The organism is Kitasatospora sp. NPDC056184 (assembly GCF_042268405.1).
Taxonomy (GTDB): Bacteria; Actinomycetota; Actinomycetes; order Streptomycetales; family Streptomycetaceae; genus Kitasatospora.
The window spans coordinates 283246-299863 of record NZ_JBHJUI010000009.1; the positions used below are offsets into that span (position 1 = coordinate 283246).

A 16618-nucleotide genomic window follows, 5' to 3' on the forward strand; every position below is an offset into this window, starting at 1 on the left:
TGGGGGGGTCGGGGGGGTTCGGGCCGGGGCCCCGGCGCGCGTCGGCGGTCTACGTGTGGGGGGTGTGGTCGTGGGGGGTGCCGCGGAAGACCGCCCCCGCCCCCCCACCACCGCCGTTCGGGGTCTCAGGAGTAGACCGGACCGGTGAACTTCTCGCCCGGCCCGGCACCCGGGGCGTCCGGGACGATCGAGGCCTCGCGGAAGGCCAGCTGCAGCGAGCGCAGGCCGTCGCGCAGCGGCGCGGCGTGGAAGTTGCTGACCTCCGGGGCGCCCGCGGTGACGAGTCCGGCCAGCGCGGTGATGAGCTTGCGGGCCTCGTCGAGGTCCTTGTCCTTCTCGCCGCCCTCGGCGAGGCCGCACTTCACGGCGGCCGCGCTCATCAGGTGCACCGCGACGGTGGTGATCACCTCGACGGCCGGGACCTCGGCGATGTCCCGGGTGAGGTCGTCGAAGCCGATCGCCTCGTCGTCCGCGGCGGGGTTCTGGGTGGTCTCGCTGCTCAAGGGGGGCTCGTTCCGTCGTGCCGGTGTCCGTACAGAGGGAGCGTACAAGCCGGGCCGCGCGGGGGCGGAATGGCGTTCGACCCCTCGGCGCTGTATGCTTCGAGACTGACCGGCCAGACGTCCTGACGGAGGTCCGGCCAGCAAGTGGAGGCTCCACCCAGGAGGCCCGAGAGGGCAACCGCGAAAGTCTCCCACCTGATCGGCCTCACGGTCGACGGGTCCGGTCCGCGACGGGCGCCCAGTGCGCCGACGGTCGCCGCAGCGCCCCTCACCGGGTGCCGCCCCCGGTTGTGTGGAGCCCCGCTTGTACCGAGCGGGGCTTTTTTCGTGTCGCGGTGTGAACGGCCGAACGGAGCCGGGCACAGCGCAGCACGAATGAAGCCCCGCCCAGTGGTCGAGTCCACTACGTGCGACCGCCGTCCGACGGCCGCATCGCAGAAGGTGCAACCGAGGAGGCCCCATCAGCACCGAGCCCCGCATCAACGACCGGATTCGCGTCCCCGAGGTGCGACTCGTCGGTCCCAGCGGCGAGCAGGTCGGCATCGTGCCGCTTGCCAAGGCGCTGGAGCTCGCACAGGAGTACGACCTCGACCTGGTCGAGGTCGCGGCGACCGCCCGGCCGCCGGTGTGCAAGCTCATGGACTACGGCAAGTTCAAGTACGAGTCGGCCATGAAGGCCCGTGAGGCGCGCAAGAACCAGGCGCACACGGTCATCAAGGAGATGAAGCTCCGGCCGAAGATCGACCCGCACGACTATGACACCAAGAAGGGTCACGTCGTCCGGTTCCTCAAGCAGGGCGACAAGGTCAAGATCACGATCATGTTCCGCGGTCGTGAGCAGTCCCGCCCCGAGCTGGGCTTCCGTCTGCTCCAGCGGCTCGCCGACGACGTCCAGGACCTGGGCTTCGTCGAGTCCTCGCCGAAGCAGGACGGCCGTAACATGATCATGGTTCTCGGCCCGCACAAGAAGAAGACCGAGGCGATGGCCGAGGCCCGTGCGGCCGCGGACGCCCGCAAGGCCGAGCGCCAGGGCCGCACCGCCGGCGCGGACGCCGACGCCGACGCCGACGTCGATGTCGACATCACCGAGACCGACCAGCCTGCCGAGGCCCAGGACGCCGCCGCCGAGGCCCAGGACGCCGCTGCCGAGGTGGAGGCCCCCGAGGCCGCCGCTCCGGTCGAGCAGCCGGCCGAGGCCTCCCAGGGCGCCTGACCTCCCCAGGTCAGGCCCGGGAGACCGGCCACAGGGTGACGGGGCGCCCCGCCCGGTCACCGCAGATCCATCCTTCACGCCCGCGCGGCGCACACCGCGCGGGCGTGGACGGACCGACGAGGAGATACGGCGAAATGCCGAAGCAGAAGACGCACAGTGGCGCCAGCAAGCGCTTCAAGATCAGTGGCTCTGGCAAGGTGCTGCGCGAGCGCGCCGGCCGCCGCCACCTCCTGGAGCACAAGCCCTCGACGCTGACCCGCAAGCTGGCCGGGACGGTCGAGCTGGCCCCCGCCGACGCCAAGAAGATCAAGAAGCTTCTCGGCAAGTGATCGCCCTCCCGCCCGGCGCGAGCCGCGTGCGGGGCAGCTGATCCTTCCCGACCCATTCGAATGACGGACCACGTGAAGTAGTCCGTGGTCCAACCCAAGGAGTAATCAAGTGGCACGCGTCAAGCGGGCAGTCAACGCCCACAAGAAGCGCCGGGTCATCCTGGAGCGCGCCAGCGGCTACCGCGGCCAGCGCTCGCGCCTGTACCGCAAGGCCAAGGAGCAGGTCACCCACTCGCTGGTCTACAACTTCAACGACCGCAAGAAGCGCAAGGGCGACTTCCGTCAGCTGTGGATCCAGCGCATCAACGCTGCGGCCCGTGCCAACGGCATCACCTACAACCGCTTCGTGCAGGGCCTGAAGGCCGCCAGCGTCGAGATCGACCGCAAGATGCTGGCCGACCTGGCCGTCAACGACCCGGGTGCGTTCGCCGCCCTGGTCGAGGTCGCCCAGAAGGCGCTGCCGGCCGACGTGAACGCCCCGAAGGCCGCCGCCGACGCCGCCTGATCCCCGGATCAGTCGAGTTGAGCTGACCGGACCCGCAGGCTCGATCCTGCGGGTCCGGTTTTGCGTTACCCCGGTCACCCCGGCCGGCCAGGACAGAGACGAGATCATGCCGAGCACCGACACCCCCCTGCTCACCTCCCTGCGCTCGCCCCGCGTGGTCGCGGCCCGGCGGCTCGCCAAGCGGAGCCAGCGCGGCAAGGAGCGCCGCTTCCTCGCCGAGGGCCCGCAGGCCGTGCGCGAGGCCATCGCGTTCGGGCGGCTGCCGGGCTCGGGGGAGCACGCCGTCGTCGAGGTGTACGCCACCGCCGAGGCCGCCGAGCGGCACGCCGCGATCGTCGAGGCCGCCCGCGCCGAGGGGCTGCCGGTGCTCACCGCCACCGACGAGGTCATCGCCGACATCTGCGACACGGTGACCCCGCAGGGCATCGTCGCGCTCTGCCGCTTCATCGACACGCCCTTCGCCGACGTCCTCGCCGCCCGCCCGCAGCTGGTCGCGGTGCTCGCGCACGTCCGCGACCCCGGCAACGCCGGGACCGTGCTGCGCACCGCCGACGCGGCCGGCGCGGACGCCGTGGTGCTCACCGACGCCTCCGTCGACCTGTACAACCCGAAGGCCGTCCGGGCCTCGGTCGGCAGCCTCTTCCACCTCCCGGTCGCCGTCGGCGTGCCGGTCGAGGAGGCGATCGGGCGGCTGCGCGAGGCCGGGGTGCGGGTGCTCGCCGCCGACGGCGCGGGGGAGCGCGACCTCGACCGGGAGCTCGACGAGGGCACCCTGGGCGCGCCCGGCGCATGGGTGTTCGGCAACGAGGCGTGGGGGCTCCCCGAGGAGACCCGCGCACTGACCGACGAGGTCGTGCGCGTGCCGATCCACGGGCACGCCGAGAGCCTCAACCTGGCCACCGCCGCCGCCGTCTGCCTCTACGCCTCGGCCCGCGCGCAGCGCTCGCCCGGCGGGTGCCGCGCCGAGCGGTGACCCGCGCGCCGACCCCGGCTCCGATCCGACGCGAATCGTCGGCCATGCCCTATTACGCGGGGCTGTGAGGCGCTAGGGTCTGCCTCGGTGGGGGGAAAGACACGGTGGGTAATCGGGGAGGACACCCATGGTCGGCAGCGGGCCAGAGCTCGACCCGGACGAGCTGCCGGACGGCCTGGTGGTCGCCGACGCCCTGGGCCGGGTGGTCTGCTTCAACCGCGCCGCCGTCCGGCTGACCGGCGTCGCCCCGCAGGCCGCGCTCGGCAGCGCGCTGGAGGACGTCCTGCCGCTGGAGGACCTGGACGGCCGCCGCTGGTGGCAGCTGACCGACCCCTACGGCGGCCTGGCCGTCCGCACCGGGCAGCCGGAGCGCAACCTGCTGCTGCCCGGCGGCCGCGAGGTGCTGGTCTCCGCCCGCTACGTGCGTGAGCGTCCCGGCGGCCCGCTGGAGCGGCTGGTGATCGCCCTGCGCGGCACCGAGGCGCGCCGCCGCACCGAGCGCAGCCACGCCGAGCTGATCGCCACCGTCGCGCACGAGCTGCGCTCGCCGCTCACCAGCGTCAAGGGGTTCACCGCGACCCTGCTCGCCAAGTGGGAGCGGTTCACCGACGGGCAGAAGCGGCTGATGCTGGAGACCGTGGACGCCGACGCCGACCGGGTCACCCGGCTGATCGCCGAGCTGCTCGACATCTCCCGGATCGACGCCGGCCGGCTGGAGCTGCGCAAGCAGGTCGTCGACCTGGCCGCCGCCGTGCGCCGGCACGTCGAGCGCAAGGTCGCCACTGGCATCCCCGAGGAGCGCTTCGACATCAGGGTCAGCGAGCCGCTCACCGTGCTGTGGGCCGACCCCGACAAGGTCGACCAGGTGCTCGCCAACCTGCTGGAAAATGCCGTGCGACACGGCGAGGGGACTGTCACCATCGAGGTGGCACCGGCCAAGGAGGTCGTCGAGGCCCCCGTCTGGGAGCGCCCCGGCACCCCGCCCCGCATCGTGGAAGGCACAGCGGTCACCGTGAGCGACGAAGGCAGCGGCATCCCCGAGGAGGCGGTGCCGCGCGTCTTCACCCGCTTCTGGCGCGGCTCCAAGCGCGGCGGCACCGGGCTCGGCCTCTACATCGTCAAGGGCATCGTGGAGGCCCACGGCGGCTCGATCCGCGTCGACCGCGCGCCCGGCGGCGGCGCCCGGTTCCGATTTATCCTGCCCTCCGGGGTGCCCGACTTCATGCTCTGAAGGAGCATGAACGGCAGGAGCGGCACGCTGTGGCCGGTTCCCCGGACGGGCTTGACGGCAGCCGCGCTACGCGCTGCGACTACACTCGACCTTTGGCGTTGTGGAACGCCCCGCGCGGCCGCGCCGCGGACACCCCGCCTCCCCGGTTCGGAGAACGGCTGCCCGTGCCCCGGCCACGCCGGGCGTGACGCGAAGGCACGAGCCCCTTACCTGAGCACGGACGAGCAGGAGCACGGGAAGATAGAGATGTCGGCACCCAACAAGTCGTACGACCCGGTCGAGGTCGAGGCCCTCAAGCCCGAGGTGGTGGAGGCGGCCCGGGACGAGGCCGTCGCCGCGTTCGCCGCCGCCACCAGCCTCGACGAGCTGAAGCAGGCCAAGGTCGCCCACACCGGCGACCGCTCCGCCCTGTCCCTCGCCAACCGCGAGATCGGCGCCCTCCCCCCGCACGCCAAGGCCGCGGCCGGCAAGCTGATCGGCCAGGCCCGGGGCGCCGTCAACCAGGCGCTCGCCAAGCGGCAGGCCGAACTGGAGGCCGAGCGCGACGCGCGCGTGCTGGTCGAGGAGGCGGTGGACGTCACGCTGCCCTACGACCGCACCCCGCGCGGCGCCCGCCACCCGCTGACCACGCTGGCCGAGCGCATCGAGGACACCTTCGTCGCGATGGGCTACCAGGTCGCCGAGGGCCCCGAGGTCGAGGCCGAGTGGCTCAACTTCGACGCCCTCAACCTGGGCCCGGACCACCCGGCCCGCTCCATGCAGGACACCTTCTTCGTACAGGCCCCGGACGGCTCCGCCGACTCCGGCGTGGTGCTGCGCACCCAGACCTCCCCGGTCCAGGCCCGCACCCTGCTCGACCGCGAGCCCCCCGTCTACGTGGTCTGCCCCGGCCGGGTCTACCGCACCGACGAGCTGGACGCCACCCACACCCCGGTCTTCCGCCAGGTCGAGGGCCTGGCGGTGGACGAGGGCATCACCTTCGCCGACCTCAAGGGCACCATCGAGCAGCTCGTCTCGACCCTGATCGGCGACGGCCTGGAGCTGCGCTGGCGGCCGTCCTACTTCCCGTTCACCGAGCCGAGCGCCGAGATCGACCTGCAGTGCTTCGTGTGCCGCGGCGCGTCGGTCGGCAACCCGGACCGCCCCTGCCGCACCTGCGGCTCCGAGGGCTGGATCGAGCTCGGCGGCTGCGGCGTGGTCAACCCGCGGGTGCTCGTCGCCTGCGGCGTGGACCCCAACCGCTACAGCGGCTTCGCCTTCGGCCTGGGCCTGGAGCGAATCCTGATGAACCGTCACAACGTCGCCGACATGCGCGACATGGTCGAGGGTGACGTGCGCTTCACCCTCCCGTTCGGGATGGAGATCTGATGCGCGTCCCGCTTTCCTGGCTGCGCGAGTACGTCGACCTGCCGGCCGGTGAGACCGGTCGCGACGTGGCCGAGCGGCTGGTCCGCGCCGGCCTGGAGGTCGAGACCGTCGAGCAGCTCGGCGGCGACCTCAAGGGCCCGCTGGTGGTCGGCGAGGTGCTCTCCATCGAGGAGCTGACCGGCTTCAAGAAGCCGATCCGGCACTGCTTCGTCAACGTCGGCAACGCCAACGGCACCGGCGAGCCGCAGGAGATCGTCTGCGGCGCCACCAACTTCGCCGTCGGCGACAAGGTCGTCGTGGTGCTCCCCGGCGCCGTGCTCCCCGGCCCGTTCCCGATCGCCGCCCGCAAGACCTACGGCCACACCTCGGCCGGCATGATCTGCTCGGCCCGCGAGCTCGGCATGGGCGACGACCACCACGGCATCATCGTGCTCCCGCCCGAGTTCGAGCCCGGCACCGACGCCATCGAGCTGCTCCAGCTCGTCGACGAGGTGCTCGACATCGCCGTCACCCCGGACCGCGGCTACTGCCTGTCGATGCGCGGCGTCGCCCGCGAGGCCGCCGCCGCCTACGGGCTGCCGCTGGCCGACCCGGCGCTGCTCGACGTGCCGCCGGCCAACTCCTTCGGCTACCTGGTGAAGGTCAACGACCCGGTCGGCTGCGACCGCTTCGTGGCCCGCACCGTCGTCGGCCTCGACCCGGCCGCCAAGTCCCCGATCTGGCTCCAGCGCCGACTGCAGAAGGCGGGCATCCGCCCGATCTCGCTCGCCGTCGACATCACCAACTACGTGATGCTGGAGGTCGGCCAGCCGCTGCACGCCTACGACAAGCAGCGCGTCGACGGCCCGATCACGGTCCGCCGGGCGGAGGAGGGCGAGAGCCTCACCACCCTCGACGGCGTCCGGCGCACGCTGTCCGCCGAGGACCTGCTGATCTGCGACAACAGCGGCCCGATCGGCCTGGCCGGGGTCATGGGCGGCGCCTCCACCGAGATCCTCGACCCGGCCGCCGGCCCGGGCACCACCGAGGTGATCATCGAGGCGGCGCACTTCGACGCGGTCGCCATCGCCCGCGGCGCCAAGCGGCACAAGCTGCCCTCCGAGGCGTCCAAGCGCTTCGAGCGCGGCGTCGACCCCGAGGCCGCCCGCGCCGCCGCGCAGCGCGCCGTCGACCTGCTGGTGCTGATCGCCGGCGGCACCGCCGAGGCCGGGGTCACCGACATCGCCGCCCCGCACCCGGTGCGCACCATCACCATCGCCGCCGACCTGCCCGACCGGGTCGCCGGCACCGCGTACGGCCGCGAGACCGTCACCCGGCGCCTGCAGGAGATCGGCTGCTCGGTCTCCGGCGCCGACGTCCTGGAGGTCACCCCGCCGACCTGGCGCCCCGACCTCACCGACCCGTACGACCTCGCCGAGGAGGTCATCCGGCTGGAGGGCTACGACAACGTCCCCGCCCGGATGCCCACCGTCCCGCCGGGCAAGGGCCTGACCGAGGCGCAGCGGATGCACCGCCGGGTCGGCGTCGCGCTGGCCGGCGCGGGCTACGTCGAGGTCAACAACTACCCGTTCGTCGGCGAGGCCTCCTTCGAGGCGCTCGGCCTGGAGCCGGAGGACCGGCGGCGGCGCACCGTCACCCTGGTCAACCCGCTCAACGACGAGGAGCCGGGGCTGCGCACCACGCTGCTGCCGGGCCTGCTCGGGGCGCTGCGCCGCAACGTCGGCCGCGGCAACACCGATCTGGCGATCTTCGAGACGGGCACGGTGTTCCTGCCGAAGGACGAGCTGTCGGTCGCCCCGCGTCCGGCCGTCGACCGCCGGCCCAGCGCCGAGGAGCTGGCGGCGCTGGACGCCGCGCTGCCGCACCAGCCGCGCCGGGTGGTCGTCGCGCTGGCCGGCGAGCGGCTGCCGTCCGGCTGGTGGGGCAAGGGCGCTCCGGCGACCTGGGCCGACGCGATCGAGGCCGCCCGTACGGTGGCCCGCGCCGCCGGCGTGGAGCTGGCCGTGCGCCCGGGCCGGCTGATGCCGTGGCACCCGGGCCGCTGCGCCGAGCTGGTGGTGGCCGGCACCGACCGCGTGGTCGGCCACGCCGGTGAGCTGCACCCGCGCGTCGTCAAGGCGATGGGCCTGCCCGAGCGCACCGGCGCGATGGAGCTCGACCTGGACCTGCTGGCCGCCGACGGCGCCGTGCGGGTCGACGGCCCGGCGGTCTCCGGCTTCCCGGTGGCCACCCAGGACGTCGCGCTGATCGTCGACGCCGGGGTGCACGCCGCCGACGTGGAGGCCGCGCTGTGCTCCGGGGCCGGCGAACTGCTGGAGGCGATCCGGCTGTTCGACGTCTTCACCGGCGAGCAGGTCGGCGCGGGCAAGAAGTCGCTGGCGTACGCGCTGCGGTTCCGCGCCGCGGACCGGACGCTGACCGCCGACGAGGCGAGCGCCGCCCGCGAGGCGGCCGTCGCCGAGGCCGTCGCCCGCACCGGCGCGGTGCTGCGCGGCGCCTGACGCCCGTCCCGAAGGGGCCCCGGCCGGACCACCGGCCGGGGCCCCTTCGCGTGCCCTTGCGGGCAACCCCCTTGCGCCGCGCCCGTCGTGAACGCTTCAATCAAGTTAGGAAACTTTCCTAACTCTCTCAGGAGTCCGGCCACCCCCATGTCCGGATCAGGGAAACGGAGCGTCAGATGCGTACTCACCACCGCACCGCCCGCCTCGCCCTCGCCGCCCTGCTCGTGGCCGCCCCGGCCACCGTCGCGGCCGCCGGCGCCGCGCACGCCGCGCCCGCCGCCGGCACCGTCCGGCTCGCCGCCGCGGGCCTGGACGACCCGCACAAGAAGGACATCGCCATGCAGCTGGTGTCCAGCGCCGAGAACTCCTCCCTCGACTGGAAGGCCCAGTACAAGTACATCGAGGACATCAAGGACGGCCGCGGCTACACCGCCGGCATCATCGGCTTCTGTTCCGGCACCGGTGACATGCTCGACCTGGTCGAGTACTACACCACCCTCAAGCCGGGCAACGTCCTCGCCAAGTACCTCCCGGCGCTGCGCAAGGTCAACGGCACCGACTCGCACTCCGGCCTCGGCTCCGCCTTCGAGCGGGACTGGGCGACCGCCGCCAAGGACACGGTCTTCCAGCAGGCCCAGAACGACGAGCGCGACCGCGTCTACTTCAACCCCTCGGTCAAGCAGGCCAAGGCCGACGGCCTGCGCGCGCTCGGCCAGTTCGTCTACTACGACGCCATCGTCATGCACGGCCCCGGCTCCGGCTCCGACAGCTTCGGCGGGATCCGCGCCGCCGCCCTGAAGAAGGCCAAGAGCCCCGCCCAGGGCGGCGACGAGGCCACCTACCTCAAGGCCTTCCTGGAGGCCCGCAAGGTCGTCATGAAGAAGGAGGAGGCGCACGCCGACACCAGCCGGGTCGACACCGAGCAGCTGGTCTTCCTCAACGCGAAGAACTTCGACCTCAACCCGCCGCTGAAGTGGAAGGTCTACGGCGACAGCTACGCCATCAACAGCTGACGCGCCGCCGTGCGGCGGCGGGAGGCGTCCGGCGCCCGGCCGGGCCTCCCGCCGCCGGCCTCCTTTAATCGCATGACGTCCGAACACCCGCGCTGGTAGCGTCCCCGACGTGGCAAAGCTGAACCAGATCATCGCCGTCGAAAAGGGCGTCAAGTCGAAGTCCTTCCAGGAGCTGACGCAGTCCCACCAGGACCTGCAGAAGCCCGCGTTGCTGGCCGGCATCTCCCGGACGTACCAGCCCAAGGACGAGGAGGGCGAGCAGCTTCCCCCCGAGTCCACCCGGGTCCAGGTCAAGGCCGAGGACGTGCTGCGGGCCACGGCCACCACCCTGACCCGGCTGTTCGACGTCACCGCGACCAAGGACTGGGCCAACACCGAGGCCCGCGCCGACGTCGTCGTCGACGGCCGCACGCTGGTCGCCGCGGTGCCGGTCACCTACCTGCTCTTCCTGGAGAAGCAGCTCACCGACCTGCGGACCTTCGTCCGCAAGCTGCCCGTCCTGGACGCCGCCGAGGCCTGGAGCCACGACCCGTCCACGGACTCCTGGAAGACCGAGGCGGTGCGCACCATCCGGACCAGGAAGGTGCCGCGCAACCACGTCAAGGCCGAGGCCACCGAGAAGCACCCGGCGCAGGTCGAGGTGTACTACGAGGACGTCGCGATCGGCTACTGGACGACCGTGAAGTTCTCCGGCGCCCTGCCCGCCCGGCGGGTCAACGAGCTCCTGGAGCGGGTCGAGAAGCTCCAGCAGGCCGTCCAGTTCGCCCGCGAGGAGGCCAACGGCGCCGAGATCGACGACCGGAGGGTCGGCGACGCGGTGTTCGGCTACCTGTTCGGGTAGCCCCACGAGCCCCCCGGGTGAGACCGGGGGTGGCGCGAAAAGCGCAAGCTGATACTGAAGTTGAAGCTGATACCGGGGAAACGGTGGGGGTTCGAGTCCCTCCTCCGGCACCACGTGCCGGAGTAGCCCAAGCGGCAGAGGCGCCCCGTCAGACTCAGACTCTCGCTCAAGTCTCAGCATTCGCCGCCGAGCGCCGGATCGACCGGGTGTGCGCAACAGTGTAGGTTGCGGGTTCGACTCCCGTCTGCGCCTCTCCGTGGCGCGGTAGCTTTAATGGCAGAGCGACACTGTAGAGACTGACCCACACCCTTAAACGTGCCGGTGCGCAGCAATTGGGTGGCACACCAGGGGCCCGGGAGCTGGATACCGCTCCCGGGCCCCGCCACGTCCGCGACGCCTCCGCGCCGCCCCGGTGTCAGGCGGTCGCGGTGTAGTCGTAGAAGCCGCGACCGGACTTGCGGCCCAGCAGGCCCGCGTCGACCATCCGGGACAGCAGCGGGGGAGCGGCGTACAGCGGCTCCTTGTACTCGTCGTACATCGACTCGGCGATCGAGACGATGGTGTCCAGGCCGATCAGGTCGCACAGCCGCAGCGGGCCCATCGGGTGGGCGCAGCCGGCCTCCATGCCCTTGTCGATGTCGGAGGCGGTCGCCACGCCCGACTCGAACATCCGCACCGCCGACAGCAGGTACGGCACCAGCAGCGCGTTGACCACGAAGCCGGCCCGGTCGCGGGCGCGGATCGGGGACTTCTCCAGCACCTCGGTGGCGAACGCCTCCACCCGGTCGGTGGTGGTGGCCGAGGTGGTCAGGGTCGGGATCACCTCGACCAGCTTCTGCACCGGCGCCGGGTTGAAGAAGTGCAGGCCGATCACCTGCTCCGGGCGGGAGGTGGCGGCGGCCAGCTTCACGATCGGGATCGAGGAGGTGTTCGAGGCGAGGATCGCGTCCCGCCGCTCGACCACCCGGTCCAGCGTCTCGAAGATCTTCACCTTGACGTCCGCGCGCTCGGCGACCGCCTCGACCACCAGGTCGCGGTCGGCGAAGTCCGCCAGGTCGACGGTGAACGCCAGCCGGGACAGCGCCTCGTCCCGCTGCTCCTGCGTCAGCTTGCCCCGCTTCACAGCGGTGTCCAGCGAGTTGGTCAGCCGGGCGCGCCCGAACTCCAGCGCCTCCCCACTGGCCTCGGCGACCAGGACGTCCAGCCCCGCCCGGGCGAAGACCTCCGCGATGCCCGACCCCATGAGTCCGCAGCCGATCACTCCGACGCGCGCGATGTCACTCACTCAGTTGCCCTTCGGTGGTGCTGGGGGTCTCCCAGCGACATGTGGCCCAGCAGCTGCTGTCCGGCGGTCCGGGATCACCGGTATGTGCGGACCGGCGTACCGCCCCGACGACGTTACTACTCCCTACCGGCCAGTAGGTCATCCCCTCCCCGGGGGACCCTCCGGCCGGCGCCTTCCCCCGAACGGGTGGGTCCGCCCGCGTCGCGGGTGCGCTCGCGGGCCGCCCCGGCCCGCCGGACGACAGAATGCGGGCCCGGACCGCGGGTGGTCACGGACGGACGGAGGGAGCACGGGCATGCCGACGGGATCGCTCACGGGACAGGTCGGCCTGGTCACCGGCGCCGGCCGCGGCATCGGCCGGGAGATCGCCGTCGGCCTCGCCGCCGAGGGCATGGCCGTCGGCCTCGTCGGCCGCACCCAGGAGACGCTCACCGACACCCTCAAGGAGTGCGTGCGGCACGGCTCGCGCGGCGTCGCCGTCGCCGCCGACGTCACCCGCCCCGGCTCGGTCCGCGAAGCCGTCCGCCTCGTCGAACGCGACCTCGGGCCCGTCGACCTGCTGGTCAACAACGCCGGCTCGATCGACCGCGCCGAGGTCCCGCTCTGGGAGACCGACGTCACCCAGTGGTGGCAGGTCGTCGAGGTCAACCTGCGCGGCCCCTACAACCTGCTGCGCTGCGTCCTGCCCGGCATGGTCCGCCGCCGCCGCGGCCGCGTCGTCAACCTCAACTCCGGCTTCGCGCTGCGCCCCGACGGCCACTACACCGCGTACGCCACCTCCAAGGCCGCGCTGCTGAAGCTCTCCGACAACCTCGCCGACTCGCTCGCCGAGCACCAGGTGGTGATCCTCGACATCAGCCCCGGCGCGGTCGCCACCGACATGACCGCCGGCATGCCGATGTTCCACGACACCACGGACTGGGGCTCCATCCCGTACATGGTCGCCGTCACCGTGGACGCCGCCCGCGGGCGCTTCGACGCGCTGCACGGGCGCTTCCTGCACGCCGGCCGGGACGACCTGGAGGAACTCGTCCGCCGGGCCGAGGAGATCCGCGCGGCGGACGCCCGCACGCTGCGGCTGCGCCCGTACGGGCCCGACGACCCGATGGGCTGAGCGTTCACAGCGCGCGGAGCGCCGCCAGCTCCGCCGCGGTGAGCGAGCCCGGGGCGCGGCCGGTGCGGGCGAACTCCCCGGCCAGCCGCTGCAGCGCCTCGTTGAGCGGCGCCGCCACCCCGTGCAGCCGGGCCAGCAGCACGATCTCGCCGTTCAGGTGGTCGGCCTCGATCGAGCCGGTGCCGCGCGCCAGGCTCTGCCAGGACGACGAGCCGGCCCACTCCTCGCCGTCCACCGGCGCCAGCCGCAGCACCGCGCCCACCTCGCGGGCCTGCTCGGCCCGGTCGGGGTGGGCGATGCCGGCCGCCGCCAGCACGGCCGCGCCCTCCGCGGCGGCCCGCTCGTGGAGCGCCCGCACCGCGTCGTCCCCGGTCCGGCCGGCCACCGCGTCCAGCGCGTTGCCGAGGTTGCCGAGCAGCTTGGTGTACTTCCAGCTCATCACGTCCGCCGCCACCGGGGCGCTGAAGCCGGAGGCGGCGAGGTCGGCGGCGATCGCGGCGGCCCGGGCGCCACCGGTGCCGGACGGGTAGCCGCCCAGCCGCAGCACCCCGCTCACCGGCGTGCCGCCGGCGTTGACCCGGCCCGGTGCCAGATGGGTGGACGGCATCCACACGCACATCGCCAGCACCTCGTGGAACAGCCGCAGCGCGAGCCGCTCGTTCTCCACCCCGTTCTGCGCGCACACCAGCGGCAGCCGCTCGGCGGCGGTGCCGCCCCCGGCCACCGGCCGCGGCGCCCACGCGGCCAGCGCGGCGGCGGTGTCCTGCGTCTTCACGGCGAGCACCAGCACGTCGTCGGCCCGCAGCTCCACCTCCCGGGGATCGCCGGCCGCCGGGATCCGCAGCGTCCGCACGCCCTCCGGGGTACCGAACCGCAGGCCCTGCGCCCGCAGCGCCTCCAGGTGCGCTCCGCGCGCGACCAGGAGCACCTCGTGCCCGCCCTCGTGCAGCCGGGCACCGATCGTGCCACCCACCGCACCCGCCCCGATGATGATGTACCGCATGTCCGCAGCATCCCACCGGGCCGGCGGCGGGCCCGCGGCGGGGTGGTCACGCGCAGAGGCGGCTCGCGGTCACCGGGGTGAGGCCGGCCCTGCCGAGGCCGTCGAGGATGCCGGGCAGCGCGTCGACCGTGCAGCGGTGGCCCAGGTGCAGGGCGACCACCGAGCCGCCGCGCACCGAGCCGAGCACCCGGCGCTGCAGTTCGGCGGCGTTGGGGTCGGCGTAGTCGCGCGGGTCCACGTCGAAGGAGAGCACGTGCTCGTACCCGACCGCCTTCGCCTGCTCCCGCACCATCGGCGTCGCGTACTGGGCGGCCGAGGGGCGGAACCAGCGGCCGATCGAGCCGGTGAGCCGCTGCAGCCGCTCCGCGCACTGGGCGATCTCGGCGCGCGCCCGGTCCGGCGCCATGGTGGAGATGTTCTGGTGGTTCTGGGTGTGGTTGCCCAGCTCGTGGCCGCCGTCCAGGATCCGCCGGGCCATCTGCGGCTGCTGGTCGAGCCAGCTGCCGACGACCATCACGGTGAGCCCGACCCCGCGCCGCTCGGCGATCTCCAGCAGGGCGGTGGCGAGCGCGGGGTCGCCGCTGCCGTGGAAGGTCAGGGCGACGTTGCGGCCGGTGCGCGGCCCGTACGCGACCTCGACGGGGGTGCCGGCTGCCAGCGGCGGCAGCACCGGCGGGGCGGGCGGCGGGGTGGTGGCGGCGGCGGGCGGGGGCGTCGCGGCCGCCGCGGCGGTTCCGGTCGCGGTCGCGGTCGCGGCGGGCTCGGGGGAGGCGGGCCCCTCGCCGCCGGCCCAGGCCGGATCCACGGTGCCCGACGGGTCCATGGTGCCCGGGCGCACCGCGAACGCGCCCGGGTCGGTCCGGCGGCGGCCGGTGTCGCCGCAGGCGGCGAGCAGGCCGCCGGCCGCGGTGAGGGCGGCCAGTTTGACGGTGGTGCGCAGGACGGTGCGCCGGTCGGCAGTCATCGGCAGCCAGCATAGAGACGGCACCACCCGGCGGCGACCGCCGGCCGCGGTCGCTCCGGGGATCCCCCGGGACCGGCTTTGACGTGCACACACACCATGGTTCGGATGCTGCGGAAACCTGAACTACCGCTGTTTCGGAGGCGTTTCGTCGGTTACGATCACGGCGCACCGTGCGGTGGGGGCCGCCATCGGCCGCCTGCCGGTCGCGGGGCACGGGGACGGGATCCGTCCGGCAGCGGAGACTCCGGACACGACGAGACCAGGGGGCGGCAGATGAGCGAGGACCGGACGGTGGAGCACGGCGTCACCGGCACCGACTGGGAGTGGGCGCGCGCCGAGGACTGGCAGCCGCCGACCGAGCTCGACACCGGGGTCCCGCACACCGCCCGGATGTACGACTACTACCTCGGCGGCAAGGACAACTTCGAGGCCGACCGCAAGGCGGCCGAGGCCGCCATCGCCGCCTACCCGGCGCTGCCGCTGCTGGCCCGCACCAACCGCGAGTTCCTCGGCCGCGCCGTCGAGTTCGCCGCCGGCCGGGGCATCCGGCAGTTCCTCGACATCGGCACCGGCATCCCCGCCGTCGGCTCCACCAGCGAGGTCGCCCGCCGGGCCGCCCCGGACGCCCGGGTGGTCTACGTCGACAACGACCCGATCGTGGCCACCCACGCGCGCGCCCTGCTGGCCGGCCACCCGGCCGGGCACACCTCGGTCATCGAGGCGGACCTGCGCGAGCCCGAGGCGATCCTCGGGCACCCCGCCCTGCGCGCCGCCGTCGACCTCGCCGAACCGGTCGCCCTGATGCTGGTCGCCGTCCTGCACTTCATCCGCGACGAGGACGGCGCGGAGCGGATCGTGCGCACCCTGCGCGACGCCCTCGCGCCCGGCAGCGCGCTGATCCTCTCGCACGGCAGCCCCGACTTCGCCTCCCGGGAGAGCGCCGCCGAGGGCACCCGGGTCTACCGCAGCGCCAGCGCGCCGCTGGTGCTGCGCCCCCGTGCGGCCGTCGAACCCTTCTTCGGCGACTTCGAGTTCGCCGGCCCCGGCCTGGTCCAGCTCCCGCTCTGGCGCCCCGAGGCCGGCCACATCCGCACCGCCGACCTCCCCGAGGGCTGGCAGGACGTCTCGGCCTACGCGGGCGTCGCGTTCAAGCGCGGATGACCGCCGGCGCCCCGCCGCTGCCCGCGGCGGCGGTCGCCCTGCTGGCGGCCGTCGACGCCCCGCCGCGGCTCACCGCCCACCTCGGGCTGGTCCACGAGGTCGCCGTGACGATCCTCGACGGGTGCGCCGGCTACGGGGTGCCGGTGGACCGGGAGGCGGTGCTGTTCGGCGCGGCCACCCACGACATCGGCAAGGCCGTCCACCGCGAGGAGCTCTCCGTCCCCGGCTCGCTGCACGAGCGGGCCGGGTACGAGCTGCTGCCGGCCCACGGCGTGCCGGAGCGCCTGGCCCGCTTCGCCGGCACCCACGGCAGCTGGGGCGCGCCCGGCGCCACCGTGGAGGACCTGCTGGTCAGCCTGGCCGACAAGGCGTGGAAGGACAGCCGGGTCCGCGACCTGGAGGACCGGGTGGTGGCCCGGTTGGCGCAGGCGTCCGGGCGCGAGCCCTGGGAGGTGTTCCTCGCCCTCGACGACCTGCTCGCCGGGATCGGCGCCGACGCCCCGCGGCGGCTCGCCGTCCAGGCCGCCCACCCGGTGGCCTGACCGGGCCCGACCAGGTCCGTCCGGGTCCGACCGGGCCGTCCGGCTCGGGTGCGGCGCGCGGAAAATCGGGCG

General features: G+C 73.6%; 16 protein-coding genes. 12 read left to right on the forward strand and 4 right to left on the reverse strand.

The features are described from left to right. Window positions 1–125 precede the first annotated feature (125 nt). On the reverse strand, window positions 126–503 hold the full coding sequence (locus ACFC0B_RS20455; protein WP_376087371.1) for a DUF1844 domain-containing protein: 378 nt from the start codon (window positions 501–503) through the stop codon (window positions 126–128). Between the two features lie 460 nt (window positions 504–963). Between ACFC0B_RS20455 and infC the strand changes: the two genes are divergently transcribed. The 9 genes from infC to ACFC0B_RS20500 all read left to right on the forward strand — a co-directional run bounded on the left by infC (window position 964) and on the right by ACFC0B_RS20500 (window position 10477). Next, window positions 964–1716 carry a translation initiation factor IF-3 gene (gene infC / locus ACFC0B_RS20460; protein WP_376087469.1) on the forward strand — a complete coding sequence of 251 codons (753 nt, stop codon included), beginning with the start codon at window positions 964–966 and terminating at the stop codon, window positions 1714–1716. A 134-nt stretch (window positions 1717–1850) separates the two neighbouring features. Beyond that, window positions 1851–2045, forward strand: a complete 195-nt coding sequence (rpmI, locus tag ACFC0B_RS20465; protein ID WP_030055648.1) for a 50S ribosomal protein L35 — start codon at window positions 1851–1853, stop codon at window positions 2043–2045. A gap of 109 nt (window positions 2046–2154) precedes the next feature. Continuing rightward, window positions 2155–2550, forward strand: coding sequence for a 50S ribosomal protein L20 (gene rplT, locus ACFC0B_RS20470; protein ID WP_030395970.1), 396 nt, complete (start codon window positions 2155–2157; stop codon window positions 2548–2550). Window positions 2551–2656: 106 nt separating this feature from the next. Then, complete coding sequence (locus tag ACFC0B_RS20475) at window positions 2657–3523, forward strand: TrmH family RNA methyltransferase (RefSeq protein WP_376087373.1); 867 nt, start codon at window positions 2657–2659, stop codon at window positions 3521–3523. Window positions 3524–3650: 127 nt separating this feature from the next. After that, the gene (locus ACFC0B_RS20480; protein WP_376087375.1) at window positions 3651–4754 is read left to right on the forward strand and encodes an ATP-binding protein; all 1104 of its coding nucleotides are present in this window, start codon (window positions 3651–3653) and stop codon (window positions 4752–4754) included. Between the two features lie 246 nt (window positions 4755–5000). Then, window positions 5001–6122, forward strand: coding sequence for a phenylalanine--tRNA ligase subunit alpha (gene pheS / locus ACFC0B_RS20485; RefSeq protein WP_376087377.1), 1122 nt, complete (start codon window positions 5001–5003; stop codon window positions 6120–6122). Continuing rightward, entirely contained in the window at window positions 6122–8623 is a 2502-nt protein-coding gene (gene pheT, locus ACFC0B_RS20490; protein ID WP_376087379.1) for a phenylalanine--tRNA ligase subunit beta, read from the forward strand. The genes pheS and pheT overlap by 1 nt, the downstream gene beginning before the upstream one ends. A 176-nt stretch (window positions 8624–8799) precedes the next feature. Next, window positions 8800–9636, forward strand: coding sequence for a chitosanase (locus tag ACFC0B_RS20495; RefSeq protein ID WP_376087381.1), 837 nt, complete (start codon window positions 8800–8802; stop codon window positions 9634–9636). A gap of 109 nt (window positions 9637–9745) precedes the next feature. After that, window positions 9746–10477, forward strand: coding sequence for a hypothetical protein (locus tag ACFC0B_RS20500; RefSeq protein WP_376087383.1), 732 nt, complete (start codon window positions 9746–9748; stop codon window positions 10475–10477). Between the two features lie 415 nt (window positions 10478–10892). On the opposite strand, the gene ACFC0B_RS20505 is transcribed toward ACFC0B_RS20500, so the two are convergent. Further along, window positions 10893–11762 carry a 3-hydroxybutyryl-CoA dehydrogenase gene (locus tag ACFC0B_RS20505; RefSeq protein ID WP_376087385.1) on the reverse strand — a complete coding sequence of 290 codons (870 nt, stop codon included), beginning with the start codon at window positions 11760–11762 and terminating at the stop codon, window positions 10893–10895. A 295-nt stretch (window positions 11763–12057) separates the two neighbouring features. On the opposite strand from ACFC0B_RS20505, the gene ACFC0B_RS20510 reads away from it, so the two are divergent. Then, complete coding sequence (locus tag ACFC0B_RS20510; protein WP_376087387.1) at window positions 12058–12876, forward strand: SDR family NAD(P)-dependent oxidoreductase; 819 nt, start codon at window positions 12058–12060, stop codon at window positions 12874–12876. Between the two features lie 4 nt (window positions 12877–12880). Here the strand turns inward: ACFC0B_RS20510 and ACFC0B_RS20515 are convergent, their stop codons facing one another. Then, a complete protein-coding gene (locus ACFC0B_RS20515; protein ID WP_376087389.1) occupies window positions 12881–13879 on the reverse strand; it encodes a ketopantoate reductase family protein in 999 nt (332 codons plus the stop codon). 46 nt (window positions 13880–13925) lie between these two features. Next, complete coding sequence (locus tag ACFC0B_RS20520) at window positions 13926–14843, reverse strand: polysaccharide deacetylase family protein (protein ID WP_376087391.1); 918 nt, start codon at window positions 14841–14843, stop codon at window positions 13926–13928. Between the two features lie 273 nt (window positions 14844–15116). On the opposite strand from ACFC0B_RS20520, the gene ACFC0B_RS20525 reads away from it, so the two are divergent. Both ACFC0B_RS20525 and ACFC0B_RS20530 read left to right on the forward strand, forming a co-directional pair. Then, a complete protein-coding gene (locus tag ACFC0B_RS20525; RefSeq protein ID WP_376087393.1) occupies window positions 15117–16004 on the forward strand; it encodes an SAM-dependent methyltransferase in 888 nt (295 codons plus the stop codon). Beyond that, window positions 16001–16546: an HD domain-containing protein gene (locus ACFC0B_RS20530; protein ID WP_376087395.1), complete on the forward strand. Its 546-nt coding sequence runs from the start codon at window positions 16001–16003 to the stop codon at window positions 16544–16546. The genes ACFC0B_RS20525 and ACFC0B_RS20530 overlap by 4 nt, the downstream gene beginning before the upstream one ends. Window positions 16547–16618 lie beyond the last annotated feature (72 nt).